This window comes from Myxococcales bacterium, from assembly GCA_022184915.1.
Taxonomy (GTDB): Bacteria; Myxococcota_A; Polyangia; order Fen-1088; family Fen-1088; genus JAGTJU01.
The window spans coordinates 950,472-972,942 of record JAGTJU010000001.1; the positions used below are offsets into that span (position 1 = coordinate 950,472).

24 protein-coding genes are annotated in these 22,471 nt (G+C 66.2%); 7 read left to right on the forward strand and 17 right to left on the reverse strand.

Features of this window, described 5'->3' with window-relative positions; genetic code table 11:
- Positions 1–121: 121 nt before the first annotated feature.
- The gene (locus tag KA712_03890; protein ID MCG5052081.1) at positions 122–862 is read right to left on the reverse strand and encodes a hypothetical protein; all 741 of its coding nucleotides are present in this window, start codon (positions 860–862) and stop codon (positions 122–124) included.
- Positions 863–1,084: 222 nt separating this feature from the next.
- Between KA712_03890 and KA712_03895 the strand changes: the two genes are divergently transcribed.
- On the forward strand, positions 1,085–1,546 hold the full coding sequence (locus KA712_03895) for a GatB/YqeY domain-containing protein (GenBank protein MCG5052082.1): 462 nt from the start codon (positions 1,085–1,087) through the stop codon (positions 1,544–1,546).
- Between the two features lie 27 nt (positions 1,547–1,573).
- Entirely contained in the window at positions 1,574–1,861 is a 288-nt protein-coding gene (locus KA712_03900) for a pyrimidine/purine nucleoside phosphorylase (protein MCG5052083.1), read from the forward strand.
- A 2-nt stretch (positions 1,862–1,863) separates the two neighbouring features.
- Here KA712_03900 and metF read toward each other — a convergent pair whose 3' ends face one another.
- Positions 1,864–2,742, reverse strand: coding sequence for a methylenetetrahydrofolate reductase [NAD(P)H] (gene metF, locus KA712_03905; GenBank protein MCG5052084.1), 879 nt, complete (start codon positions 2,740–2,742; stop codon positions 1,864–1,866).
- A 137-nt stretch (positions 2,743–2,879) separates the two neighbouring features.
- Here metF and KA712_03910 point away from each other — a divergent pair, with 137 nt between their 5' ends.
- Complete coding sequence (locus KA712_03910; protein MCG5052085.1) at positions 2,880–3,809, forward strand: hypothetical protein; 930 nt, start codon at positions 2,880–2,882, stop codon at positions 3,807–3,809.
- Positions 3,810–3,821: 12 nt separating this feature from the next.
- On the opposite strand, the gene clpX is transcribed toward KA712_03910, so the two are convergent.
- Positions 3,822–4,892 carry an ATP-dependent Clp protease ATP-binding subunit ClpX gene (gene clpX, locus KA712_03915; protein ID MCG5052086.1) on the reverse strand — a complete coding sequence of 357 codons (1,071 nt, stop codon included), beginning with the start codon at positions 4,890–4,892 and terminating at the stop codon, positions 3,822–3,824.
- Positions 4,893–5,037: 145 nt separating this feature from the next.
- Here clpX and eno point away from each other — a divergent pair, with 145 nt between their 5' ends.
- Positions 5,038–6,324 carry a phosphopyruvate hydratase gene (eno, locus tag KA712_03920; protein MCG5052087.1) on the forward strand — a complete coding sequence of 429 codons (1,287 nt, stop codon included), beginning with the start codon at positions 5,038–5,040 and terminating at the stop codon, positions 6,322–6,324.
- 75 nt (positions 6,325–6,399) lie between these two features.
- On the opposite strand, the gene KA712_03925 is transcribed toward eno, so the two are convergent.
- The 13 genes from KA712_03925 to KA712_03985 all read right to left on the reverse strand — a co-directional run bounded on the left by KA712_03925 (position 6,400) and on the right by KA712_03985 (position 18,872).
- Positions 6,400–7,545 (reverse strand): acyl-CoA dehydrogenase family protein, encoded by a 1,146-nt coding sequence (locus tag KA712_03925; protein ID MCG5052088.1) that lies wholly within the window; start codon positions 7,543–7,545, stop codon positions 6,400–6,402.
- A 127-nt stretch (positions 7,546–7,672) separates the two neighbouring features.
- Entirely contained in the window at positions 7,673–7,888 is a 216-nt protein-coding gene (locus KA712_03930) for a hypothetical protein (GenBank protein MCG5052089.1), read from the reverse strand.
- A 17-nt stretch (positions 7,889–7,905) separates the two neighbouring features.
- The gene (locus tag KA712_03935; GenBank protein ID MCG5052090.1) at positions 7,906–8,181 is read right to left on the reverse strand and encodes a hypothetical protein; all 276 of its coding nucleotides are present in this window, start codon (positions 8,179–8,181) and stop codon (positions 7,906–7,908) included.
- Positions 8,178–8,921, reverse strand: coding sequence for a cytochrome c biogenesis protein (locus KA712_03940; GenBank protein MCG5052091.1), 744 nt, complete (start codon positions 8,919–8,921; stop codon positions 8,178–8,180). The genes KA712_03935 and KA712_03940 overlap by 4 nt, the downstream gene beginning before the upstream one ends.
- A gap of 84 nt (positions 8,922–9,005) precedes the next feature.
- On the reverse strand, positions 9,006–9,677 hold the full coding sequence (locus KA712_03945; protein ID MCG5052092.1) for a hypothetical protein: 672 nt from the start codon (positions 9,675–9,677) through the stop codon (positions 9,006–9,008).
- A 106-nt stretch (positions 9,678–9,783) separates the two neighbouring features.
- On the reverse strand, positions 9,784–10,494 hold the full coding sequence (locus tag KA712_03950) for a heme exporter protein CcmB (GenBank protein MCG5052093.1): 711 nt from the start codon (positions 10,492–10,494) through the stop codon (positions 9,784–9,786).
- Positions 10,494–11,225: an ABC transporter ATP-binding protein gene (locus KA712_03955; GenBank protein ID MCG5052094.1), complete on the reverse strand. Its 732-nt coding sequence runs from the start codon at positions 11,223–11,225 to the stop codon at positions 10,494–10,496. Before KA712_03955 ends, KA712_03950 begins: the two co-directional genes overlap by 1 nt.
- 4 nt (positions 11,226–11,229) lie before the next feature.
- Entirely contained in the window at positions 11,230–12,858 is a 1,629-nt protein-coding gene (locus KA712_03960) for a hypothetical protein (GenBank protein MCG5052095.1), read from the reverse strand.
- Between the two features lie 120 nt (positions 12,859–12,978).
- On the reverse strand, positions 12,979–13,476 hold the full coding sequence (locus KA712_03965; protein MCG5052096.1) for a hypothetical protein: 498 nt from the start codon (positions 13,474–13,476) through the stop codon (positions 12,979–12,981).
- Between the two features lie 94 nt (positions 13,477–13,570).
- Positions 13,571–16,078 carry a cytochrome c biogenesis protein CcsA gene (ccsA, locus tag KA712_03970; GenBank protein MCG5052097.1) on the reverse strand — a complete coding sequence of 836 codons (2,508 nt, stop codon included), beginning with the start codon at positions 16,076–16,078 and terminating at the stop codon, positions 13,571–13,573.
- A 195-nt stretch (positions 16,079–16,273) separates the two neighbouring features.
- Positions 16,274–16,945, reverse strand: coding sequence for a hypothetical protein (locus KA712_03975; GenBank protein MCG5052098.1), 672 nt, complete (start codon positions 16,943–16,945; stop codon positions 16,274–16,276).
- A complete protein-coding gene (locus tag KA712_03980; protein MCG5052099.1) occupies positions 16,942–17,766 on the reverse strand; it encodes a 3'(2'),5'-bisphosphate nucleotidase CysQ in 825 nt (274 codons plus the stop codon). Before KA712_03980 ends, KA712_03975 begins: the two co-directional genes overlap by 4 nt.
- Positions 17,763–18,872: a hypothetical protein gene (locus tag KA712_03985; protein ID MCG5052100.1), complete on the reverse strand. Its 1,110-nt coding sequence runs from the start codon at positions 18,870–18,872 to the stop codon at positions 17,763–17,765. Before KA712_03985 ends, KA712_03980 begins: the two co-directional genes overlap by 4 nt.
- Before the next feature lie 496 nt (positions 18,873–19,368).
- On the opposite strand from KA712_03985, the gene KA712_03990 reads away from it, so the two are divergent.
- From KA712_03990 to KA712_04000, 3 genes are read left to right on the forward strand one after another with little or no spacing between them, the layout of a single operon-like run.
- Positions 19,369–20,775, forward strand: a complete 1,407-nt coding sequence (locus tag KA712_03990; GenBank protein MCG5052101.1) for an ammonium transporter — start codon at positions 19,369–19,371, stop codon at positions 20,773–20,775.
- A 49-nt stretch (positions 20,776–20,824) separates the two neighbouring features.
- Positions 20,825–21,220, forward strand: coding sequence for a hypothetical protein (locus KA712_03995; protein MCG5052102.1), 396 nt, complete (start codon positions 20,825–20,827; stop codon positions 21,218–21,220).
- A 9-nt stretch (positions 21,221–21,229) separates the two neighbouring features.
- A complete protein-coding gene (locus tag KA712_04000) occupies positions 21,230–21,835 on the forward strand; it encodes a hypothetical protein (GenBank protein MCG5052103.1) in 606 nt (201 codons plus the stop codon).
- A 28-nt stretch (positions 21,836–21,863) separates the two neighbouring features.
- On the opposite strand, the gene KA712_04005 is transcribed toward KA712_04000, so the two are convergent.
- Positions 21,864–22,334: an EVE domain-containing protein gene (locus tag KA712_04005; GenBank protein ID MCG5052104.1), complete on the reverse strand. Its 471-nt coding sequence runs from the start codon at positions 22,332–22,334 to the stop codon at positions 21,864–21,866.
- Between the last annotated feature and the right edge of the window lie 137 nt (positions 22,335–22,471).

A 22,471-nucleotide genomic window follows, 5' to 3' on the forward strand; every position in this document is an offset into this window, starting at 1 on the left:
GCGTGATTTGTGCGTGACCCTAGCGCCCAAAGTCGGTGCCTGACCTACCTTCTGCGCGCAAAGGCGACGTCGCGTACAACGGAGGCACGCGGTGACGGTGGCTGCGGAGGCCTACGCCGCTTCAGCGAGGCGGGGGCCGTCGCCCGGGGGAACCCTCGGTACGTTCGCCCTCGATACGCGGCCCGTGTGTCCAGGCTCCGGGGGGCAGCGCAGGCGCAACGTGGCGCTGGCGTCTCCATTGGCCGCCCCCGTAGTACCTGGGATAAAGGTCTTTGTAGAAGGCCGAAAAATAGGGCCAATACGCCCAAAACGTGGCGTCGAACGTCCCTTGCCAGTGCAACCAGGGGCCCACGGTCACGAAGCCGGCTCCGAAGGGCGCGAACGCGTGCTGGTGTCCACCCACCATGTAGCACCAGCCCCCTCCCGGGATCGGGTGCGCGCCATAGTAGGGCTGGGTGTTTCCGTCGAAACCAAAGTCGGTGGGATCGCCCGCGAAGTGGTAGCAGTCACCGCGCAACACGAAGAGGCGGGGGTCGAGAGGAGGATAGAAGTGAACGTGGCGTCCGGGCGCCTGATCCCAGCGTGGGCCGGCCGCCTCGCGGTTGTCGGTGGGGTGAGGGCCGTCGTAGCAGTAGCCCCCGCCGGCCCGCTCGAGGGGCGGGGATTCTGCTTGAGGGGGCACGGGCGCACCCCGTGGGGAGGGTGCGGGTGCGGCCTCGCTCGGACCCGTGGGAGGCGCGGCGTCAGCGGCTTGGCCCCAGGCGCGCGCGCCTGGGGCCAAGCCAAGCCAAGCCGACACTGCAAAGAGGCCCCACGGCAGCCACCTCTCAAGGGGTACGGCCTTGAACGCTCGGGGCGTCATCTCGTTCGATCCTCGACCGGCCGGGCTCGCCATGCGGAGCTTCTCATAGCAAGCCGAAGGCCGCGTCCAGCTTCAACTGTTTCGCGGCCTTGGCACGAAGCGGGCGCCTCCCACCGAGACCAGGCGTGGCGCCGCCGCCACACCTGCGTGCCATACAGCCTCATGCGCGTCGCGTTGCCCCGGGGTCGACGGCGAGCAGAAGTTGCGGTAATCAGGGACCCCATGTCCATCGAAGCGCAACTCAACGATGCCCTCAAGGAGGCCATGCGGAACAAAGACAGCCGCTCGGCCAACTGTGTCCGCATGCTCAAGACCAAACACATGGAGCGCCGGACGGCCGCTGGCTTCAAGGGCGAGCTCAACGACGAGCTCTGGCTCGACGTGGTCGCTGCTTACCAAAAGCAACTCAAAAAAAGCCGCGAGGAGTACGCAGGGCTCGGAGAGCGTGGGCAGGAGGCCATCGAGCAAATTGATTTCGAGATTGGTTTCTGCGCCCGCTTCCTGCCTCAGCTGGCGGGCGAAGACGAGGTGCGTGCGGCCGTGAAGGAAACAGTCTCCCGCATGGGAGCGACCGATCCCAAACAGGCGGGCCGGGTGATGGGCGAGGTCATGAAGACCAACAAAGGCAAGTTCGACGCCGGCATGGTCAAGCGCCTGGTGGACGAGGTTTTGACGGGCGCTTGATGGCGACCCCCTGAAGGAGCAACTGCGATGAGCACCCTCAAGCACAACACGTATTTCGAAGGCCAAGTGCAAAGCGTCGGCTTCGAGCGCCACGGTCGTCGCGCCACGGTGGGCGTGATCGCGCCCGGAGAGTTTCACTTCAACACCGACGCGCCGGAGCGCATGACCGTGACGAGCGGCACCCTCGACGTGCGCCTGCCGGGCCACAGTCACTTCGTGCCCTACCCCCAGGGCACCGTGTTCGAGGTGCCAGGGGGCAGCGGCTTCGACGTGCGCGCCACCACACCGGCGGCATACCTCTGCGAGTTTCTGTAGGCTCAGGCCAAGCCGGCGGTCCGCAACGCCGTGAGGATGATCCGGGTCGCGGCGGACTGGTTCAGCGTATAGAAGTGAATACCAGGGGCGCCGCGTTGGAGTAGGTCGACGCACTGGGCAGTGGCGTAGGCCGTGCCCAGCTGCTGCGCCCCCACGGGATCGTTGCGGTGGCGATCGAGCTCTTTGTGCAAGGTGGCCGGGATCGAAGCGCCGCACATCTTCGTGAAGCGCTCGATCTGTGCCACGTTCAGGATCGGCATGATCCCCGCCACGATCGGCACGTTGATGCCCGCCTGACGCGCCCGTTCGACGAAGTCGAAATAGTAGCGGTTGTCGAAGAAGAGCTGGCTCACGACGAAGTCCACGCCGGCGTTGATCTTCTTCTTGAGGTTGACGATATCGAGTTCGGGATCGCGGCATTCGACGTGCCCCTCCGGGTAGCCCGCGCCCGCGACACAGAAGCGTTGCCCGTAGCGCTGGCGCAGGAACGCCACCAGCTCGGAGGCGTACGCGAAGCCGTCTTTCGGGGTCTCGAAGGTCTCGGCGCCCGCTGGCGGATCGCCGCGCAAGGCAATGATGTTTTCGATCCCCGCCTCGGCCAGTCTGTCCGCCACGGCGCCGAGCTCCGTGCGGTTTGCGCCCACGCAGGTGAGGTGAGCCATGGCCGTGATGCCCTCTTTCTGGATCCGCGAAACCAGGTCGATCGTGCGATCCCGGGTCGAGCCGCCAGCGCCGTAAGTCACGGACACGAAGGAGGGGCGCAGGTCTTCGAGGTCCGTGATCGTTTTTTCGAGCGCGGCCTCGCCGGCGTCGGTCTTGGGAGGAAAAAACTCGAACGAAAACAGGCGGCGGTTCGTGGGGAAGAGATCGCAGATCTTCATGGGTAAGCGCGGCATGATAGCGAAAGCCCCGGACGCCTGGGGAGATTTTTGTAGCCGTGCCCCCCGCCTCCCACGGGAGGTCCCGAGGGGTGATTGCACGGGGGTGCTTGCTGCTGCGAGTCGGTGTTGCCGCCCTCATGAGCACGCGGCATAAAGGCGCCATGAACCAAGCGCTTTCGTCCCGATTGATCGTGTTGCGCAAAGGCCCTTGTGAGGCGTTGCTTTACCCCGAGCGCGGCTTTCAGCTGCTGGGGTTCCGTGCGCCTTCGCCGCGGGGGGAACGCACGGAGCTGCTGCACGTGGCGGGTGAGGCCATCGAGCCTTCCGATCGCCGCTACGGTAACCCCATTTTGTTCCCGGCCGTCGGGGTCTCGAACGGAGCGCATCCCGACAGCTGGGAGTACGGGGGCAAAAGCCTCGCGATGCCCCCGCACGGGTGGGCCCGCAACGTGTATTGGCAAATCGAGGCGTCGAGCGACGAAGCGCTCACGGCGGTGTTGTTGCCGCACCCCGGCTGGAAGGCGGTTTACCCCTTCGATTTCAGCATGCGCTTGACCTACCGTTTCGAAGGCACATCTCTGGTTGCCGATACGGTCATCGAGAACGCAGGTGAAGTTCCCATGCCCTACGCCCTCGGCTTTCACCCCTACTTGCGCATGCCCCTCGCGCCGCAAAGCCGCGCAGCGGCTTGCCAGGTGTCACTGCCGGCGGGCACACGCTTGCGGCCCCAGGACGGGTGGCGCCAGGTCAGCCGCACGCCGGAAGCTGCTCGTACGGTCACGCTCGACCACGAGGACCTTCCAGGCTCAATCGTGCTGGCCGATACGGGAGCCACGTCGCTCGAGGTCGTGGACGAGGCGGCCGGCATGGCCACCTTCGTGTCGGTGGCGGGCAGCGAACAGAGCTTCCCGGTGTGGGTGGCCTGGAATGCCTCGCCCGACGCCCCTTACGTCTGTCTCGAGCCCTGGACCGACGCCCCCAACGCGCTCAACCGCCCGGGAACGCGGAAGCTCGATCCCGGGCAAACCCACAGGTACCGCATGGCCATCGGCGCGCGTGCGTTCTGAGTCAGCTGTCCGTCAGGAGGCCAGATCTTCGCCCAAAGCTTCGAGCCGCGCGGCCGCGTACGCGCGATCGATGACGAAGGTCTGGCCTTTCCGCTCGGGCGCCTCGAACATGAGGTCGTGACAGAGCTCTTCCACCAAGGTGCGAAGGCTGCGCGCGCCGGTCTTCCGCGCCAGCGCGTGGCGCACCACCTCTCGCAGCGCTTCGTCTGAAAACTTCAGATTCACGCCATCGAGCTGCAGCAGGGTGGTGAATTCTTTGACCACGGAATCCGGTGGCTCGGTGAGCACCTGGAGCAGTTCCGGCTCGCCCAGGGCTTGCAGCCGCACCCGCACGGGCAAGCGCCCGAGCAGCTCGCCGATGAGGCCGTAGTCGAGAAGGTCCTTCTCCGTCACGCGGCTCGTGTCGGACGCGTGCGCAGGCCTTTCTGAGTGTCCGAAGCCCACGGGAGCGGAGGACTCTCGATAAGGCTTGAGGTCGGCGAAGGTCCCGGCCGCAATGAACAGGATGTCCTGCGTGTCCATGGGAACGAAATCGTGTTTGTTCCAGTGCTGGGTGAGGTTCATGGGCACGTAGAGCTCTCGGCCCTCGAGCAGCTTCAGCAAGGATTGCTGCACCCCTTCGCCGCCGATGTCGCGGGCGCCCGCCCCCGTCCGCGCGCCCGGACTGCGGCGCGCGATCTTGTCGATTTCGTCGATGAACACGATGCCCCGCTGCGCGCGGTCGACGTCCTGGTTGGCCTTTTGCAGCAGTTCGCCCACCATGACCTCGACGTCCTTGCCGTAGTACCCAGCCTCGGTGTACTCGGTGGCGTCCGCGATCTGAAGCGGCACGTCCAAAAGCTCGGCGAGCGTGCGGGCGATGTGCGTTTTACCCGAGCCCGTGGGCCCCACGAGCAAGATGTTCGATTTGCGCAGCAAGCGCCGCCCGCCGCGCGCCTGCAGGCAGCGCTTGAGGTGGTTGTAGGCCGCGATGGCCACCGTGCGCTTGGCACGTTCCTGCCCCACCACGTAGCGGTTGAGGTGCTCGAAGATTTGCCGCGGCGACAGCACCGGGCCGGCTTCGCTTCGCGGGTTCAAACGCATGACGACCTTTGCGCAGTATCCCACTGCAACGCCGGGTGTGCCAGGCAGGGCGCGCCATCCATCGAGACGGCGCATTGCATTGTCCTGCAATCGAAACATCAACCCTCTTTCGGATTTCGGCCGGTCGTGCCAAATTGCCCCCGCCATGAAAGCGATCATCACCCGAGTTTCCGCCCGCGAGATCCTGGATTCGCGCGGCAATCCCACCATCGAAGCCGAGGTCGAGCTCGACAGCGGCATCTGCGCTGCGGCCGGTGTGCCTTCGGGCGCGTCCACCGGCGAGCACGAGGCCGTCGAGCTGCGTGACGGCGACAAGGGCCGTTACCTCGGCAAGGGCGTGCTCAAGGCCGTCGAGAACGTTTCCAAGTTGCTGGCGCCCGCGCTCGAAGGGCGCGACGTGTTCGATCAGGCCGGTCTCGATGCGGCCATGAACGAGGTGGACGGCACCCCGAACAAGGCCAAGGTGGGCGCCAACGCCATCCTGGGCGTCTCGATGGCTGCGGCCCGCGCTGCGGCGTACGAGCTGGACGTTCCGCTCTACAAGTACCTGGGTGGCCCGAACGCCCGCGTGTTGCCCGTGCCCATGATGAACATCATCAACGGCGGCGCCCACGCCAACAACAAGCTCGACTTCCAGGAGTTCATGATCGTTCCCCTGGGTCTTCCCAGCTTCCGTGAGGCCCTTCGTGCGGGCGCCGAGGTGTTCCACAACCTCAAAAAGATTCTGAACGACGGCGGCCACAGCACCTCCGTGGGCGACGAGGGTGGCTTTGCCCCCAACCTGAACGGTGCCGAAGAGGCCTGCGGGGTGATCGTCGACGCGATCAAGAAGGCCGGTTACACGCCTGGCAAGGACATCGGCCTGGCCCTCGACGTGGCCAGCAGCGAGCTCTTCAAGGACGGCAAGTACGTCTTCAAGAAAGAGGGCAAGACCCTCGACACCGCCGGCATGATCGCGCTTTACAAAAAACTGGCGCAGGACTTCCACGTGGTTTCGGTGGAAGACGGCATGGCCGAAAACGACTGGGACGGCTGGGTGGCGTTGACCAAGGAGCTCGGCGAGAGCGTGCAGCTCGTGGGCGACGATCTCTTCGTGACCAACGCCGAGCGCATTCAGATGGGCATCGCCAAGAGCGCCGCAAACAGCGTGCTCGTGAAGGTGAACCAGATCGGCTCCATCACGGAGACCCTGGAGGCCGTCGAGAGCGCCCACCGCAATGGCTGGACCACCGTGACCTCGCACCGCTCCGGGGAGACCGAAGACGCGTTCATCGCGGATCTCGCGGTGGCCACGCGCGCAGGGCAGATCAAGACCGGCTCGCTCGCCCGCTCGGACAGGACGGCAAAGTACAACCGCCTGCTCAAGATCGAGCAGGAGCTCGGTGCGACCGCCATCTACCCCGGCGTTTCGGCCTTCCGCGCCAAGCGCTGAGCGCCGCCGCACGACTGCGCACATACAACGCCCTCGGCACCTCGCGGTACCGGGGGCGTTTTTGTGTCGGCGGCGCTATTTGCCTGCCAGCACGTTGCGCGCGATCACCATCCGCTGGATCTGGCTCGTGCCCTCGTAGATTTGCAGCAGCTTCGCGTCCCGCATCAGCTTTTCCACGGGGTACTCCTTGGTGTACCCGTAGCCGCCGAAGATTTGTACGGCGTCCGTGGCGACCTGCATGGCCGCGTCGGCGCCGTAGGCCTTGGCGTAGCTCGAGACCACCGAGTCGATCTGACCCTGCTCGATGGCCCAGGCGGCCTTGTGACAGAGCAGCCGGGTGGCTTCGTGAGCGATGGCCATCTCGGCCAGCATGAACTGCACGGCCTGATGTTGCGCGATGGGCACCCCGAAGGTCTTGCGCTCGAGGGCGTAGGTCCGCGATTCATCGAGGCAGCGCCGAATCAACCCGGCCGCCCCGGCGGCGATCCAGGGCCGGGTGCGATCGAAGGTGCGCATGGCGATCTTGAAACCCTCGCCCTCGGGGCCCACCACGTGGCTGGCGTCGAGCTTCACCTCGTCGAAGAGCACGTCGGTGGTGTTCGAGGCCCGCTGCCCCATCTTGTTTTCTTTCTTCCCCACGGAGACGCCCGGCAGGCTTCGGTCGAGCACGAAGCAGGTCACGCCCTTGTGCCGTTCGGTGCCCTCGGCGCGCGCGAAGGTGACATACCAATCGGCCACGCCGCCGTTCGTGATCCAGCGCTTCTGGCCCGTCAGGATGTACGTGTTTCCCTCTTTCCGGTAACGGCTCTTGAGCCCTGCCACGTCCGAGCCGGCATCGGGTTCCGAGCACGCGTAGGCGGCGAAAATCGGCTTCTCGAGCAAACGGCCGAGGTACTCCTTTTTCTGTGCGTCCGAGCCCGCCAACATGAGCGGCATCGAGGCCAGGGCATTACCCGCCAGCGTGGTGTTCACCCCCACGCAGCCATAAGAGATCTCTTCCAGGATCAGGCAATGAGACAAGCACGAAAGCCCGAGCCCGCCGATCGACTCGGGCAGCTCACAATTCATGAGGCCCGTCTCCCAGGCCTTCTTGCAGATCTCGTCGGGGAACGTGCCGTGCTCGTCGAGCTCACCGGCGACCGGTATGATCTCGTTCTTCGTGAAGTTGCGGGCCGTGTCGATGAGTTGCTGTTGCTCTTCCGTGAAGTCGAAACCAACCATGCGTGTCCTCCAGAGCCCTCAAGCATAACCCGCTTTGCCGGCCCTGCCGAATCGGGCACGCCCGAGGCTGTCGGCCTCTTGGGTCAAGCCGTTGGCACGCCGCGTGCGGAGCGGAGCCTCGGGGGCCTCAGGGGGCCCGTTCCGAAGCATCGCTGCCCGTGCCGGACTCTGCCGCTCGGGCGGCTTGACGAGCTTGGCGCTTCCGCGCGCGCTCTTCGGCCTGGTTTTGCTCGAAGCGCAGCTGATCCCGCGTTGCCCGGCTGCCCATGACGAAGCCCAAGACGACGCCCAGCACGAGGATGACGGGGATGTAAATGAAGTGGGATGAGGGAGGCAGGTCCATGCGACGGCGCGCGGCGCTCAGGCTTGACGGTCGAGCTTGCGGCGTAGCTCGTTCACCTCGGCGTGGGCTTTGGTGAGCCCCTTCGCAATCACGACCAGATACACGACCAGCGCGACCCAAATGAACCCGTAGGCCCCAGCGATGAAGGGATTGGCGGCGATGGTCGTGGGATCTTTGTCAGCCACCGGGGCGTAGCCCTGGGCCAAAGCCAGGCGGGGCGCTCCTGCCCACGCGACCAGCACCGTCACGGCCGCCACCACGGTCGTGAAAAAAGATGAGAGGCGGCTGTTCATGCGCGTTTGGTCTCCATGAGGGGGGGCAAGCCCGCGGGGTCTTCGAGGGCGTCTTCGACATCGAGGTGCAGCGTCTCCACTTCGGCCCGCAGGCGCTCGAGGCGCAAGCGCACGGCCAGAAGCACGCCCCAGAACACCGAGAAAAGCAGCAGCGAGGTCCAAAACACGCTACGCATCTCGGGCTGGAGCGAGGGCACGACCGAGGTCTTCGGATGGATGGTGCGCCAGATGTGCACGCTGACGTAAACCAGGGGCACATCAGCCGCGGCGAAGAGCGCGAGCGCGGCGGCCAGTTTTCGAGAGGCGGGGCCACCGTACCGCCGGGCCAGCAGGTAGGCGAGCATGATGAGCCACAGCAGCAAGGAGCTGGTGAGGCGGGCATCCCACTGCCAGTACACACCCCACGCCACGCGGCCCCACAGCGGGCCGGTCACCAGGACGCAGATGCCGAAGAGCACCGCGAGCTCGGCGCTGGCGCGGGCCAGGCGGTCGCCCGCCTCGGAACCTTTGAAGAGATACGCCACACTGCCGCCGGCGCACACGAACACCGAGAGCATGAGCAGCCAGGCGCAGGGCACGTGAAAATAGAAGATCTTCTGTACCGGCCCCATCGTCGACTCGACGGGGGCTTGCACGATCATCTGGGGTACCCAGGCAAAGCCCACGGCACACACCAGTGCGCCCAGCAAAAAGGGCAAGGTGAGACCCGGGGGCCGGTTCGCTTTCGAGGAGGTCGTCATGGGCGGCGCCAAAGGCAGACGCAGCATAACCGCTGCGGGGGGGGTGTGCATTCCCCCTTCTCGGGCCCGCGGCGCCGTTTTCCGTCAGGGCAGCGGCAGTCCACCCCCGGAAAGTCCCCCTTCCACGAGATCGCCGATCATGGGAAGGTCGGGACACTTTTGTTCCACGGGGGCGCAGGACGCCGGGTTCTGGGGCAAGCCCAGAGGGAGTGACCCCGTTCCCGCCGCCAGCATGGCGCAGGAGGGGAACGCGGAGAGGAACGTGTCGGCGCGGGCGAGGCTATCGTTGAGACAGGTCTCGAGCTCGCCCACCGTGGCCGTACAGTTTTCGGGCGCCGTGCAGTCGGTTTCGGTGGGGGCGCCGGCATCCGGCGTGGCCGAGGCCTCGCAGGCCGCGACGGCGGCTTGGCAGCTCTGGCCGGGATTTGCGGCTGGTGAGCCCGGGGAGCCGACGGCCGCGAGCACGCCTGCCACGCGACAAAGCTTCGGCGTCAACGCGGCCTCGAAATCCGCGCCCCAGTTTTGGAAATCTTTGCAGGCCTGCGCGAGCTCGTCCGGGCTCAGCTGGTCGACCCGCTTGTTTTTGTCGAGGCGTGTGTCGATACCGCCCAGCCCCCCGGTGCCAGTCCCCCCGACGCCTCCGCTGCCCCCACCCGCATCCACGGAAGGTGCGTCGCTGCTGTCGTCGTCGTCGCAGGCGACGGGAACCAACAAGACCAAACACAGCGGCCAAACGAACCCAGGTGCGCGCTTCATGAACGTCCTCGTTTCTCTTGGGGGCCGCGGCCGCCCGTGAGCTTCAATCATATCGCGTCGCGGGCCCGTCTGCTGCCTCTGCGGCGCGTACGCCGCGGGCCGGCGGTCATTCGCCGGTCACCACCGGCTCGAAGGCCCACAACCCCAAAAGCACGAAGATGACGTCCATCGAAGCCAAAAATTGGGTCCAGAAGACAACCGTGGCCAGGTCGGCCGTTTGGGGATCGAGCAGAAGGCTCGTGCCCCGCACGCCCGCCATGACGAGGGGCGTGACCAGAGGAAACAGCAGGGCCGCGATGAGCGCGTCCCGGCTCTTGGCGCGCAGCAGGGCGCCCGAGATGACCGTGCCCACCGCCCCGTAGCCCACGGTTCCCAGGACCAGGAGCACCACCAGCCAGGCCGCGTGGCGGCCGATGTCCGCGCTGAAGAAGACCGCGGCGAGGAAGGTCACCACCGCCTCCACCAGCAGCATCAGAGCCACCACGCCCAGCAGCTTGCCCAGATAGATGGCCGCCCGCGGCGCAGGTGAAAGCAGCAGCGCCCTCACCGCTTCCAAGTCCCGCTCGCGGTCGAAGGTGCGGGCAAGGGCGATGGTGCCGGAGAACAGCAGCCCGACCCACAAGATGCCCGCCGTCACCGGGGGCAAGAGGGCGTCGCCCGCCGGGTTTACGAAGGCGAAGGCGAAGATGAGCACCACGAGCACGGCAAAAAAGCCCATGGTGGCGGTGATCTCGCGGCTACGCCACTCGATGCGAAGGTCCTTGCCCGCGACGAGCAAGACGGTTTTGAAGAAGGAAGGCGGACGATTCGTGGACATCAGGTCGCCTCCGGCACACGCGCGGCGGCAGTCTTGTCCTGGTACAGACGCCGCAGGTCTTCGCCCGAAAGGGGCACGGGCACCGGTGCGTCGTACACCAGGCGGCCCCGGCGGAGCACCAGGACCTGATCGGCCAGGGGCGCCACGGCGTCGAGGTCGTGGGTCACCACCACCACGATGCGCCCATCGGCCCGCTGTGCGGCCAGCTGCGCGGCCAGCCACTCCGCGCCCGTAGGATCCAGGGCCGCGCTGGGCTCGTCGAAGAGCAGGATCGGGGGCTCGTGGAGCAGCGCCCGAGCCAGGGCGAGCCTTTGCTGCATGCCCCGAGAATACGTTCGTACGGGAGCTGTGGGATCGACGTGCCCCAAGCCCACGCGTTCGAGCAGGGCAGGGGCCGCGATCTGTCGACCGTGCAAAGCGCCGAAGAGCGCGAGGTTGTCGAAGGCACCGAGGTCGCCGTAGAGCCCCGGATCGTGCCCCACGTACCCGATCGCCGCGCGGGCGGGTGCCGTGGGATGCAGGGGAGCGTCACCCCACCGAAGCGTGCCCGTGGTGGGCCGAACCAGCGTGGCCAGCACGCCCAGTAACGTGCTCTTGCCGGCGCCGTTCGGTCCGAGGATGGTGGCCACCTGCCCCGGGGAAAACACGGTGCTCACCCCCACGAGGGCGCGGTGGCGCCCGAAGGACTTGCCCACGTTCTCCAGGTGCAAGCACGGGCCCTCGACGGACATGTCGCTAGGCCTTGGGCTGGTCCAGCGCCTGAAGGTCGCGGTACACGCTCTCGAGCTGCGTGACCAGGGTGGCGCGGCGCGCCTCGTCGACGTCGGCGCCGCTGCGTCGTTTGCGCTCCAGGGCCACCAACTCGCCAAAGAGATTCTCGCGCCGGTTGCGGAGATCTTGGCGCCGCCTGTCGAGCTTGCCTGCATCCACCCGCTTCACCCCCAAAACGCCCCACAGGCCCCAGGCCAAGAGGACGAGGCAGAGCGCGATGACGACCATGTGTCCCGCGCGGTCGACCTTCGGCAGACCTGCGATCGTGATCTCGATGGTCTCGCCCGCCTTGACGTCCGCAAGCTCGTAAAGAGACACGGCGTTTCCCTGATTGTCCGTGTCCTTCGGCAGGGTCTTGAGGCCCGGCGATGAAAGCGTCAGCTTGTAGCTGTCGGGTACGATGACCAGCGGGCTCTTTGCGCCGACGGGCATCTTTTGCTCGAACACGAGCGTGTCATCCCCGTAGGTGGGGAGCATGAACGCGAACCGCGCCTGCACCCCCTTGTCTCGGGGGCCGGTGGGAGGCACAGGGGCCCGCATCAGCAAACCCTTGCTCTTGACCTCTTCCACCGGGGCGCTGTCGTTGAACGCCTGAAAGCTGGTCATTTCCGTTGGCAGCGGTACGAATATGCCGCCGGGGCCGCCGTCGAAGACCTTGTCAGAGTCGTTTTTGAACGAGAGCACCTCGCCCACGAAGAGGAAATCCTCTCTGACCTCGAAAATGAAGCGTGACGAGCGATCGAGGCTCAACACCGACAGGTCATCGGTGCGTGCGGGGGGCGCCAGACGAGGCAGCCGCATTCCCGCATCGGGTGGCATGCGGAAAGGACGGCTGCCGACGCGAAACCCTCCAACCTCCACAACCACCAGATAGCCCAGGTCGGGAGCGGTGGGCAGGTCGGCGAAGCGGGCAATCCCTCGTGCGTCCGTCGTTTGCTCGAACGCCTGTACCCGGCCGTCCTTACCCGCCTGACCCAAGTTGACGGAGTTTCCCGCCACCGGCCGGCCTTCGTCGTCCACCACCCCCACCTCGAGAGTTCCGGGAGGTAGGTCAGACGACGCTTCAGGCGCCGGCACCGTGATCGAGAACGAAAACCGCGCTGCGGGGGGCGTGCCGCCTGCATGAGGGTCGCCCGCGGGCGCCGCGCCGGCGGGCGAAGACCCCGCGGGGGGCAAACCCGAGATGAGCATGGTGCGCACGCCTCCCGTGGCCGGCACGGCGAAGGGCTGGGTCTCGAGCGCTTCCCCGTCCACCACGGCCACGGCCTGGAACATGGCCCCCGGGGGCAGGCCCGCGAACGTGGCGCGTCCGTCCTCGCCGGTCGTCTCCGTCTTGACCTGCGGGGCGCCTCCGTTGGGCGTCACCGTGGCCTTCACGGCGATCCCGGTCGCCGGGTTTGCGGGCATCTTGCGCGCCACCCGCACGCTGACGGTGCCCGCGGGCAGATCGGCCACGGGCAGAGGCCGCCCCGCCATTTGGCGCAGATCGGGCGGTTGGGCAAAGCCTGGCGAGGCAAGGCACAGGGCAGCCAGGGCCCACGCACAAGCTTGCGCTGCGAGAGCTCCGCGTCGTGCGGAAGGTAAGCGCCTCACGTGGGCTCCCCGGAAGCCGCCAGCTTGTGGCCACACTTCTTGCAGAATTCGGCATCCGCGTCGTTCACGGCCTGACATGCCGAACAGCTGCGGTGCGGGCCGGGTGCCGCGGCGGCCTGGTCACCCGCCTCGGGGGCCCCGTTTTTTTTCGCCGTCGGCCAAGCGGTTGCGCAGTTCGTGCTCTATGAGCGCGCGCAAATCGTCGCCGGCCTCGAGTTCCCCGATGAGGCGCATGGCTCTGCGGCGGTAGCGCTGGGTCATCTCTTCGTAGTCGGCTTCGGAGATCTTCCTCATGTGGAAGTCCATCTCCACCTCCTTGATCGCCTTGAGCACCGAGGCTTTCTCTCGCTGCAAGTCGCGCACCCGGCTTGGCTCCGTGGGGGCTGTCATGCGCTCGACGGAGGCGGGATCGACGAGGGGGCCCAGCACACGCCAGGCGGCCACGGCGGCGAAGCCCAAGGTCATCCCTCCGAGGCCCAGCATGACCAGGGGAGGGCCGAAGGCCAGGCGACCCACGAAGACCCCGAAGGCCACTCCGACCGCGGCGCCAATGACCGCCAAAGACAGCGCAAGGCCGCGGGAGGCGTGGGAATGGGATGCGGGGGAGGTGGTAGGCACTTTGAGAGGGGGGAAGGAGCGGCGAGGAACGGCGAGAGTGTACGCGCCCGGCACGCGCGCGGAAAGCAGACGGAGCGAAAAAGCCGGCCGCGGATCAGTCGAGCTTGTCGAGCTCTTCGTCGAGCTTGTCCTCGAGGTCGGGGCGCTGGTTGGCGCTGCCTTTGGGCTCAATTTCGCCGCCCGCGAGACCGGGGCCAAGCGCGGCTTTTTTGTGTGAGAACCGCCAGGCCACGAACGCCAGGGCTCCCACGCCCGCCGCGCCCATGCCGTAGGGCAACGCCCAGGCGAGGCGATTCACCCCCTGGTCGAGCGGTGCTGCCAACGCAGACTGCCCATCGTAGCGTGCGATGAAGTACTGGATGACTTCGTCCCTCGTTTTGCCCTCCTCCAGGAGGCCGCGGATGATGGCGAACTCTTTCGGGGCGTAGTCGCACTCGGCCTCGCCGCAGTCGCCCAGGATGTGCCGGCAGCCACACATGCACATCAAGTTCTTGCCGAACCACTCGAGCTCGGCTTCGATATGGGAGGGCTCTGGCGCCGCAGCGGCCCGGCTGGGAATGAGGAGACCGCCAACGCCCACGAACGCCACGAGGAGCAGGGTCGTGGCGGCCTGGGTGGCCCCGCCCACATCGGCCTTCACCTTGGCCGCGAGCGGCGCAAGCACGCGTTCCGGCAACAACGTGATGCCCGTGCCGAAGGCCAACATCATGAACCCCACCCAGATCCAATCCACCAGGGGATTCACGCGTATCTCGAAGTTGCCGATGCCTTCAGAAAGGTCGAAGTTCCCGAGCGTGATGTAGAGATCCTCGGCGGGCGAGCGCCGAATGGCCACCTCGGTCGTGCGGTCGCTGTTTTTGTTTGTGTAGTACCACATGGCCGGGTGAAGGCGATCTATCTCCTTCCCCCGCTGCGAGACGAGGATGTCCCCCGTCACCATCTCCTTTTGGCGGTCTTCCTCGTGGCGCAGCTTCAGTAGCTTGAGCGCGTAGCCGCCGAAGTTGATCTCCTGACCGGGGCGCATCTCGATCTGCTCTTCTTTTTGGTACGCGGTGCCGGCAAAGCCCACGAACATCAGCACGATGCCCACGTGCACCACGTAGCCGCCATAACGACGGCGCCCTCGCAGCATCATGCCCAGCAGAGCCGAGAAGGGGTCGCTGCCGCTGTTCTTGCGCCGGATCCGAATGCCTCGCGCGAACTCTTGCAGGATGGTTCCCAGAGTGAACGCACAGAACGTAAAGCAGATGGTGGCCGCGATCGAGTCTGTCAGCTTCAAGACGAAGCAGGCGCCCAGGGTGCCGAGCGCCGAGAGCGTGGGCCAGGTGAACTGGTATTTGAGGTTGCTCACCGAGGCTTTGCGCCAAGCGATGAGAGGGCCAATGCCCGTCAGCAGGAGCAGCGCCAGACCAATAGGCACCATCCAACGGTTGAAGAAGGGCGGGCCCACGGTCAACCGCTCGCCCCGCAGCCACTCCGACAGGGTTGGGTACATGGTGGCGAACAAGACGAAAAACGCCGTGAACAGCAAGATCCAGTTGTTGAAGAGGAAGGCGCTTTCACGCGAAAGGATGGAGTCGAGCTGGCCGCGCGAACGCAGAGGGGCAAACGAACGATCAAAACCCCGAAGCTGATGAGGGTCACGGCACCCATGAAAAACAGGAAGATCCAGGCGAGCTTCGTGTCTTGGCCGAACGCGTGGACCGACTGCACGATGCCCGAGCGGGTCATGAAGGTGCCGAAGATGGTGAGCAGGAACGTCAGGATGACCAGGGTGAAGTTCCAGATCTTCATCATGCCCCGTCGCTCCTGGATCATGATGGAGTGCAGGAAGGCCGTCGCTGTGAACCAGGGAAGTGCCCTGCGTTCTCGACGGGGTCCCAGCCCAAAAACCGCCCCAGCCAAGCTCCTCGTAGGCCCACAGCATGCCCAGGGTGAGGCCCATCGACAAAAAGAACCAGGCGATGAGGGTCCAGCGGCGTACCGACATGATCCAGGCGTCATCGAGGTGCCCGGAGATGAGCGCGCCCATGGCGAAGGCAAACGGAATGCTCATACCCACGAAGCCCACGTAGAGCGCCGGGGGGTGGGTGATCATGTACGCGTTTTGGAGGAGCGGATTGAGCCCGTTGCCTACCGTGGGCGCCTCACCCAAAAACGTGGCGAAGGGGTTCTTGTGGTAGAGGATGAGGAAGAGAAAAAAGTCTGCGATGACCATCAGCGTGGCGATGGCGTAGGGCAGGATCTCCTTGTGCCGGTGCCGGTTCGTGTGGATGGCAATGGCGCCGAACACGGCGAGGAGGAAGACCCACCAGAGGATGGAACCGTCGAGTCCCCCCCAATAGGCTGTGATCTTGTAGAAGAGGGGAGAGTTGGCGTCTGTGTAGTGCTGGACGTACTTGATCGAGTAGTCCTGCGACAAAAACGCGTACACGATCGCCACCGAGGAGAGGCCGAGTACCGCGGCAAGCAGGTACGTGGCGGCCCGTCCCGAAGCCATCAAACGCTCGTTGCTGCGCCGTGCGCCCACGACCGAGGCGACACCGCCGTAGGTCGCGACGACGAAAGCCAACAACAGAGTCAGCGTGCCGAATGTCGCCATGGTCCGTTCCTTATTCAGAGGGGGAACCTGCGGCAGGTTCGATTTGTTCCCGTGCCGCCCCGCCACGCCGCCCAACCCGGAGCCAAACGTTAGCATGGGGGGAAGCCCCCACAAGCGGAACTGCCGCCGTGAGTTACGTTTGTGGCACGGCAGCGCGGCGGCGCCCCCGTGCCGTTTCGGTGGCCCCCAGAGCCTCTACGGGGCCCCTCGAACGCAGAACGCCGCGAGCGCTTCCGAGACACTTCGCGTAAGCACGGCCCCGAATCCTCGGGCCTTGTCGGCCGGTCGACGGTCGAGCCGGGCGCCCTGCGTGTTCATCGTCACGACCCAATCGGCTCGCCGGGCTGGCTCGTGGCGCTGACGATACCGGCGCTGCGCGGGGAAGTAACGATGGTGGATGCGGTGAAGCACGTCTTCGGCCGTGCGGCCGCGCGCCTCGTCGCGTGCTTGAACCCGTGCCTCGGCAATCGCCCAGTCCACCTCGATCGAGACAAGGGCGGCGGCCCTTGCATGGGTCAACCTCTGCGTGAAGACCCCTTCGACCACGACCACGCTGGCTGTGGGGACATGAAGCGCGAAGACGCTCTCGGGTGCTCCCTCGACGTAGCGGGGAACCTCGACCACCGCGTCGCCGCCTTTGATGCGCGCCAAAGTGTCGTCGAGCCGAGCGAGGTCGTAGTAGCGGTCGTAATAGGCGGTGGCTTCGTCGGCGCACTCTGCCCAGGCCACGGGTCGACGAAAGTCGTCAACGTGCACGGTGACGACATAGCGCCCCGTGCGCGGCAACTGCGCAGCCAGCCAGCGGGCGCAGGTGGACTTCCCGCTGCCATCGATGCCCTCCACGAAAAGAAAGGGGGGCGGGCTCATGCGGAGGTCCCCGGAAAGGCCCGCTGAGCGCGCTGCCGGAGCAGGCCGTGGCAAAGTCCGTTGCTGGCGAGGATGCCGCGTCCGTGGCGCACGTCGGGTCTGTTGTACGTGAACGCACGCCCGTCCGCGTCGGTCACGCAGCCTCCCGCCTCGGTCACGATGAGCGCGGGGGCGCATGTGTCCCACTCCTTCTCTGCGCTCGACAACCACACACACGCATCGAGCTCGCCCCGTGCGAGCGCCATCATCTTCGTGGAGGCCCCCATCCCGGTCCGCGCCAGGGGCGGGGAGTCCGCGAGAAAGCTGTGAAGTGCGGCGTTCGCCGCGAATCGACTCGTCCCGATACGGAACGCTGCCAGGCGGTTCTGTTCGGAGACCCGTAGGCGGCGCGTGGGGCCACGCCGCTCGGACATGAACGCGCCTTCGCCTGCCACCGCCCAGGAGAGGCGGCCAGCCGAGGGTTCGAGCACGGCGGCCACCTGAGCCTGCCCGTCAATGACCAACGCCACGTGCACCGAAAACTCTCCCGTTCGGGCCACGAAGTCGCGAGTGCCGTCGAGGGGATCGACCACCCACACGCGCTCGCAGCCGAGTCGTTCCGGCCCGTCGACGGATTCCTCACTCAGCCAGCCATCGTGGGGGAAGTGGCCCCTCAAGGTCTCGATGAGGGCCTGGTTTGCGGCCAGATCGGCGGCGGTTACGGGCGAGCCGTCGGACTTGTTCACCTGCTGGGTGGGGCCGACCGCTTCGATGGCGGCCCCGGCTGCCAGGGCCGCGGCCTGCGCCATGGCCAACTCGTGAGACAGGCGAGAGGCGCTCACTGTTCACAGGTGGAAAGAGGCGCCAGGCGACAAACGCCCGCGACGCAGCGGGCGGGGCCGACACACGTCCGTCCGCCGGCGTTGGCTCCGCACGCTCCCCCGTCGGACGCAGGCGTCAAGCAACGATGCTCGCCCAGGTTGTTCCTGACGCACGCGGCCCGCCCGCCCGGGCAATGCACCACCATTCGTCCTTCGATGCGACAGATCTGGTTGGCGGTTCCGAGGGGAGCCACCCGACAGACGGGCAGGGGCGCCGCCGCAAGCGTCGTCAGCTGCGGCTCGGTCAGGCACAGGAGGCCGTCGGTGTGCGCACACTGGCCGTCGCCGCTGCAGGGCATGCCGGCGGTGAGCGGCGCCTGGCACTGCCCGCCGAGGCACGCGAGGGCAGGGGGGCAAGGCGTGTCCTCGCTGCAGGAGGCGCCCAGCCCCGAAGGCGAAATGCAAATTCCCGCGATGCCGCAGCGCAGGCCCGAAAGACAGCCGGCCGTCTCCGCGCAGGAAGACCCCTCGGGCCGCGTGGCGCGGCAGGTTCCGCAGCCCTCATCGACCTGCTCACAGAAACCGGTGGCGCACTGCGTATGCCCGCCGCACGCTCTGCCTTCCGGACGCATGCCCGGGGGGCGGCAGGCCTCGGGCTCGAGGAACTCGCTAATTTGGGGGCACGCGGCCCGCTCGAGCTCTTGAGCGCACAGCACGAGCGTGAAGGGCGTGTGCCCCGTGTCTCTCGCTGCCGCATCGGCCTCGCAGGCTGCTGCCCAGCGGGATCGACAGACCTCGGGCCTTCCGAACGCTTCTCGCAGCTTGAAGTCGGAGCACGTGGCCAGGCGGGTGCAGAACCGTTCGGCCCGCAAGGCGCATCCTTGTTTGACGGTGAAGAGGAGGGGGGCGCCGCTCCCGCCGTCCGGATCCTGGGTGGCCGCGTCGGGGCTAGCGGGGGTCCAGGTGTCCGCGTCCGTGGTCTCGAAGCCCGGCCGTACGCGCTCGGGGGCTTGGGCGCCGTCCCCCGGGGCGCCCGCATCCAGGATCGGCACCTCCTTCGCGTCCCCGTCGGGAATCTGCGCAGCGTCGTCGTGACCGCATGCGCCGCCGACCAACGCCGTAGCCAAGAGGAAAGCCAGGCGCCCCAAGGCAAGGGACGTCCGGGCCCGTGGGGCGCGGCGACGCGATGGAGCCGGGTCTCGGGGCGCGCACGGCGCTGCCGGGCGCCACCCGCACGAGTCGTGGGTAGCCGATGACATGGAAAAGCCAGGGTAAAGCGAGGATAAAGCGAGCAAAAACTAAGGGTTTGTCTTTTCAGGTTAGGGGAAAATGCCTGACGCTGCCAACCGAAACGCAGACGAGGGTCGCCCTGTTTCTGGGCACCAGTTGCCCGGGCGAAGGCGTCTTCGTGCAGAGTGGCAGACAGGGGTGCCGTGGGCACACTGGCCCTCTTGGGTCTTCGTGCGCGGCGCGACTTCGCCGCCCCGCGTCCGCCCTAGCCCTGGTCAAGTCACTCAGAATTGCCCTTCCCGAAACGCGCGCTTAACCACACCGGCGCTACCCTGGGCGAGCATGAAGATGAGGCAAGTGCTCCGGACACGAAGGGTGGGCCCCGCAGCGGGCATGCTCATGGCGTTGGCGTTGGTGCCATCCTGGGCCTCACCGGCGTTCGCCGAGGATGCCGCAGTCAAGCTCACGGCGGACGAGGTCAACGCGCTTTGGACCTGCCTTGCCGCCTTCCTCGTATTCTTCATGCAGGCTGGCTTTGCCATGGTGGAAGCGGGCATGACGAGTGCCCGCAACACGGCAAACATCCTCATGAAGAACCTCATGGATTTCTCGGTGGGCTCCATGGCGTTCTGGGTCCTGGGTTTCGGGCTCATGTTCGGCGCCTCCGGTGGGTTCGCGGGTATGAACGGGTTCTTCTACGACCCCTCGAACGTGCTCGGAGAGCAAACGATGGCTTCAGCCAAAGGGTGGTCGGAGGGCTTCTCGTGGGCCTTCTTCCTCTTTCAAACGGCGTTTGCGGGCACGGCAGCCACCATCGTTTCGGGCGCCATGGCCGAGCGAACCAAGTTCGGCAGCTATGTCGTGTTTTCCGCGGTGATGACCGCCGTCATCTACCCTCTTTTCGGGTCGTGGGCGTGGGGCAGCTTGTATCTTGGGTCGGGCTGGCTCGAGAACATGGGCTTCCACGACTTCGCCGGCTCCACGGTCGTCCACTCGGTGGGCGGCTGGGCGGCCCTGGCGGGCGCCATCGTCCTGGGGCCACGTTCGGGACGCTACAGGGGCCAGCAGGTGACCGCGATGCCTGGGCACAGCTTGCCCTTGGCGTCGCTGGGCGTCTTCATTCTCTGGCTGGGTTGGTTCGGGTTCAACCCGGGAAGCACCACCTCTGTGAGCAATGCGGCATTTGCGAGCATCGCCGTCACGACGAACATGGCGGCTGCTGCCGGCGCGTTTGGAGGCATGGCGTTGTCGTGGCTCTGGTTCAAGCGGCCCGATCCCACGTTCGCCCTGAACGGCGCCCTTGCGGGACTCGTGGCAATCACCGCGGGGTGTGACGTGTTCTCCGTGGCCTCGGCTCTCGTCGTGGGGCTCGCCGCCGGATTCCTGGTCGTGGTCTCGGTCGTCTTGGTGGACAAGATTCGCGTCGACGACCCCGTGGGGGCCATCTCGGTGCATGGCGTGTGCGGCGCCTGGGGGACCCTGGCGGTGGGTTTGTTTGCCAAGGGTAATGGCCTGCTCACGAGCGGAAGCGCCAACCTCCTCATGTCACAGATCGTCGGCGTGGCTGCAGCCTTCGTGTGGGCCTTCGGGGTGGGTTACATCGTGTTCCGGCTGCTGAAGGCCACGCTGGGCGTCCGGGTGGACCGCGAAGCGGAGTTGACCGGTCTGGATCTCGTGGAGCACGGCGTCGAAGCCTACCCCGAGTTCCAGGGTGTGTTCACGAATGCTACGGTTGACTCGGCTTCCGACGCTGACCCCACCGTGGCGGCGACTCCAGCCATGGTTTATCCGACGAGATGACGACCTGGACGACGACCAAGATGACGACGATGACACATGAGAGGCGTACATGAGCGCGAACACACGATTCGGAGGGATGGGGGGGTACCCGCTTCGCCCCGTGGGCGCCGAAGCTCCGCCTCCACTGGAACGCCCCATCTCGGCAACTTCGGTGGTGGAATTGGCTCCTGAACCCAGCCCCGACAGGGAGATCCGCATCGGCACCGACGGCACCATCACAGCCCAGGGGCCTGTGGAGGAGCATTTCTCCGGAGCCCTGTCGTACGGCGCCCGCCTTGGTGCTTTGGTGGGCGAACTCCTGGGTTTCGATCGGCTCACCGCGATCGACATGCAGTTCAAGAACAAGCGATGGGCGATGCTGGTATCGCACTCCGGGGAGGTGGTCGCAAAGAGCATCGCCAATCAGGACGATCTCAAGCGCTTCAAAGCCCGCTTCGGTCTTTAGGAGGTCATGATGGACATGGAGCTCACGGCTGCGTTGCCCTCGCTCAGGGACGTCGAGGGGGTCATGGCCAGTTTCGTGCTTTCGGACGAAGGCGAGGTCGTGGCGCGCGACCTGGCGGCGTTCGTGGACGACAGCGCTTTACGGGAAGTAGCTCCACGGCTCGGGCGCTTCCACGAAGCCATGTCGTCGACAGGCGATTTTCTCGACCTGTTCGTGCTCGAGTTCGGTGAGCAGGCTTTGCACGCGCGGCGCGTGCCGAATGGTTTCCTGTGTCTCATCACCACGGCTCAGGTCAACGGGCCCGCCTTACGTATGGCCGTCAACTTGATGGCGCGCCGGGTGGGTGACCGCATCGCCCAGCGCCACGGGAGCTTGCCACCCCAGACGATGCCTGTGGTTCCCCCCACGCCTACCGGTTTGCCCACGCTGACGGCGTCACGACCCACGCCTCCGCCCGTGCCTCCCCCGCTGTCTCGCTCCACGCCCACGATGGTTCAGTCCCGGACGCCGACCACCCAGGCAACGGCTGTTCGCCCGCCTCCGACACCAGGACCGATCGCCCCTGCACCGTCGCGGCCCATGCGGATCTACCGTGGGCAGATCCTGAAGGGGTGAGGCGCGTCTCAGTCCGGCCCTCCCGGCGTCAGCGGCCGCTGCCCAGCTTCACGATGGCGTCGAATTCGGCCTTCGTCACCGGTTGAACCGAAAGCCGACTCCGCTTCGCGAGGACCATTTCGGACAGGAGGGGATCCGCCTTGACCTCGTCGAGGGTCACGGGGCGTGAGAACTTGCTCGCGAACTGGATGTGAACCCCGAACCATCGCGGATCTTGCGGGGTTGACGCCGGATCGTGGTGGTCGGACTTCGGATCGAACTGGGTAGGATCAGGGCTGCCCGGCTTCACCACCACGGCTGTCCCCACGATCGCCGAGGGAGCCGCATTCGAGTGGTAATACAGCACAAGGTCTTCCACCTGGATCTCGTCCCGAAGCAGGTTGCGAGCCTGGTAATTTCTGACGCCGTCCCAGAATGTGGTGCCTCGTTTGGCGGCTGCCAAATCGTCGATCGAGAACACCTCTGGCTCTGACTTCATCAACCAATGACGCTTCGGCATGAATGAACGCAATGAGCATGCCGGGTTCCAGCAGGGGAATCAATTCCCCCAAGGCCTGAGCCGGCGGGTACGATGACGCGGAGGGACGCGGGGGGCTCCCGCCGTGGGAGCCGTCTTGCCGAAACCCGCGAACCCGG

Excerpts from the sequence above, each read along its gene's own strand:
- KA712_03935 (MCG5052090.1), bottom strand. The coding sequence starts at position 8,181 with ATGAACAGCCGCCTCTCATCTTTTTTCACGACCGTGGTGGCGGCCGTG.
- KA712_03950 (MCG5052093.1), bottom strand. The coding sequence starts at position 10,494 with ATGTCCACGAATCGTCCGCCTTCCTTCTTCAAAACCGTCTTGCTCGTC.
- KA712_03895 (MCG5052082.1), top strand. The coding sequence starts at position 1,085 with ATGTCCATCGAAGCGCAACTCAACGATGCCCTCAAGGAGGCCATGCGG.
- KA712_03995 (MCG5052102.1), top strand. The coding sequence starts at position 20,825 with ATGAGCGCGAACACACGATTCGGAGGGATGGGGGGGTACCCGCTTCGC.
- eno (MCG5052087.1), top strand. The coding sequence starts at position 5,038 with ATGAAAGCGATCATCACCCGAGTTTCCGCCCGCGAGATCCTGGATTCG.
- KA712_03890 (MCG5052081.1), bottom strand. The coding sequence starts at position 862 with ATGACGCCCCGAGCGTTCAAGGCCGTACCCCTTGAGAGGTGGCTGCCG.
- metF (MCG5052084.1), bottom strand. The coding sequence starts at position 2,742 with ATGAAGATCTGCGATCTCTTCCCCACGAACCGCCGCCTGTTTTCGTTC.
- KA712_03975 (MCG5052098.1), bottom strand. The coding sequence starts at position 16,945 with ATGAGCCCGCCCCCCTTTCTTTTCGTGGAGGGCATCGATGGCAGCGGG.
- KA712_03900 (MCG5052083.1), top strand. The coding sequence starts at position 1,574 with ATGAGCACCCTCAAGCACAACACGTATTTCGAAGGCCAAGTGCAAAGC.
- KA712_04005 (MCG5052104.1), bottom strand. The coding sequence starts at position 22,334 with ATGCCGAAGCGTCATTGGTTGATGAAGTCAGAGCCAGAGGTGTTCTCG.
- KA712_03930 (MCG5052089.1), bottom strand. The coding sequence starts at position 7,888 with ATGGACCTGCCTCCCTCATCCCACTTCATTTACATCCCCGTCATCCTC.
- KA712_03990 (MCG5052101.1), top strand. The coding sequence starts at position 19,369 with ATGCTCATGGCGTTGGCGTTGGTGCCATCCTGGGCCTCACCGGCGTTC.
- KA712_03910 (MCG5052085.1), top strand. The coding sequence starts at position 2,880 with ATGAGCACGCGGCATAAAGGCGCCATGAACCAAGCGCTTTCGTCCCGA.
- KA712_03925 (MCG5052088.1), bottom strand. The coding sequence starts at position 7,545 with ATGGTTGGTTTCGACTTCACGGAAGAGCAACAGCAACTCATCGACACG.
- KA712_04000 (MCG5052103.1), top strand. The coding sequence starts at position 21,230 with ATGGACATGGAGCTCACGGCTGCGTTGCCCTCGCTCAGGGACGTCGAG.
- KA712_03955 (MCG5052094.1), bottom strand. The coding sequence starts at position 11,225 with ATGTCCGTCGAGGGCCCGTGCTTGCACCTGGAGAACGTGGGCAAGTCC.
- KA712_03945 (MCG5052092.1), bottom strand. The coding sequence starts at position 9,677 with ATGAAGCGCGCACCTGGGTTCGTTTGGCCGCTGTGTTTGGTCTTGTTG.
- clpX (MCG5052086.1), bottom strand. The coding sequence starts at position 4,892 with ATGCGTTTGAACCCGCGAAGCGAAGCCGGCCCGGTGCTGTCGCCGCGG.
- ccsA (MCG5052097.1), bottom strand. The coding sequence starts at position 16,078 with ATGGCGACATTCGGCACGCTGACTCTGTTGTTGGCTTTCGTCGTCGCG.
- KA712_03940 (MCG5052091.1), bottom strand. The coding sequence starts at position 8,921 with ATGACGACCTCCTCGAAAGCGAACCGGCCCCCGGGTCTCACCTTGCCC.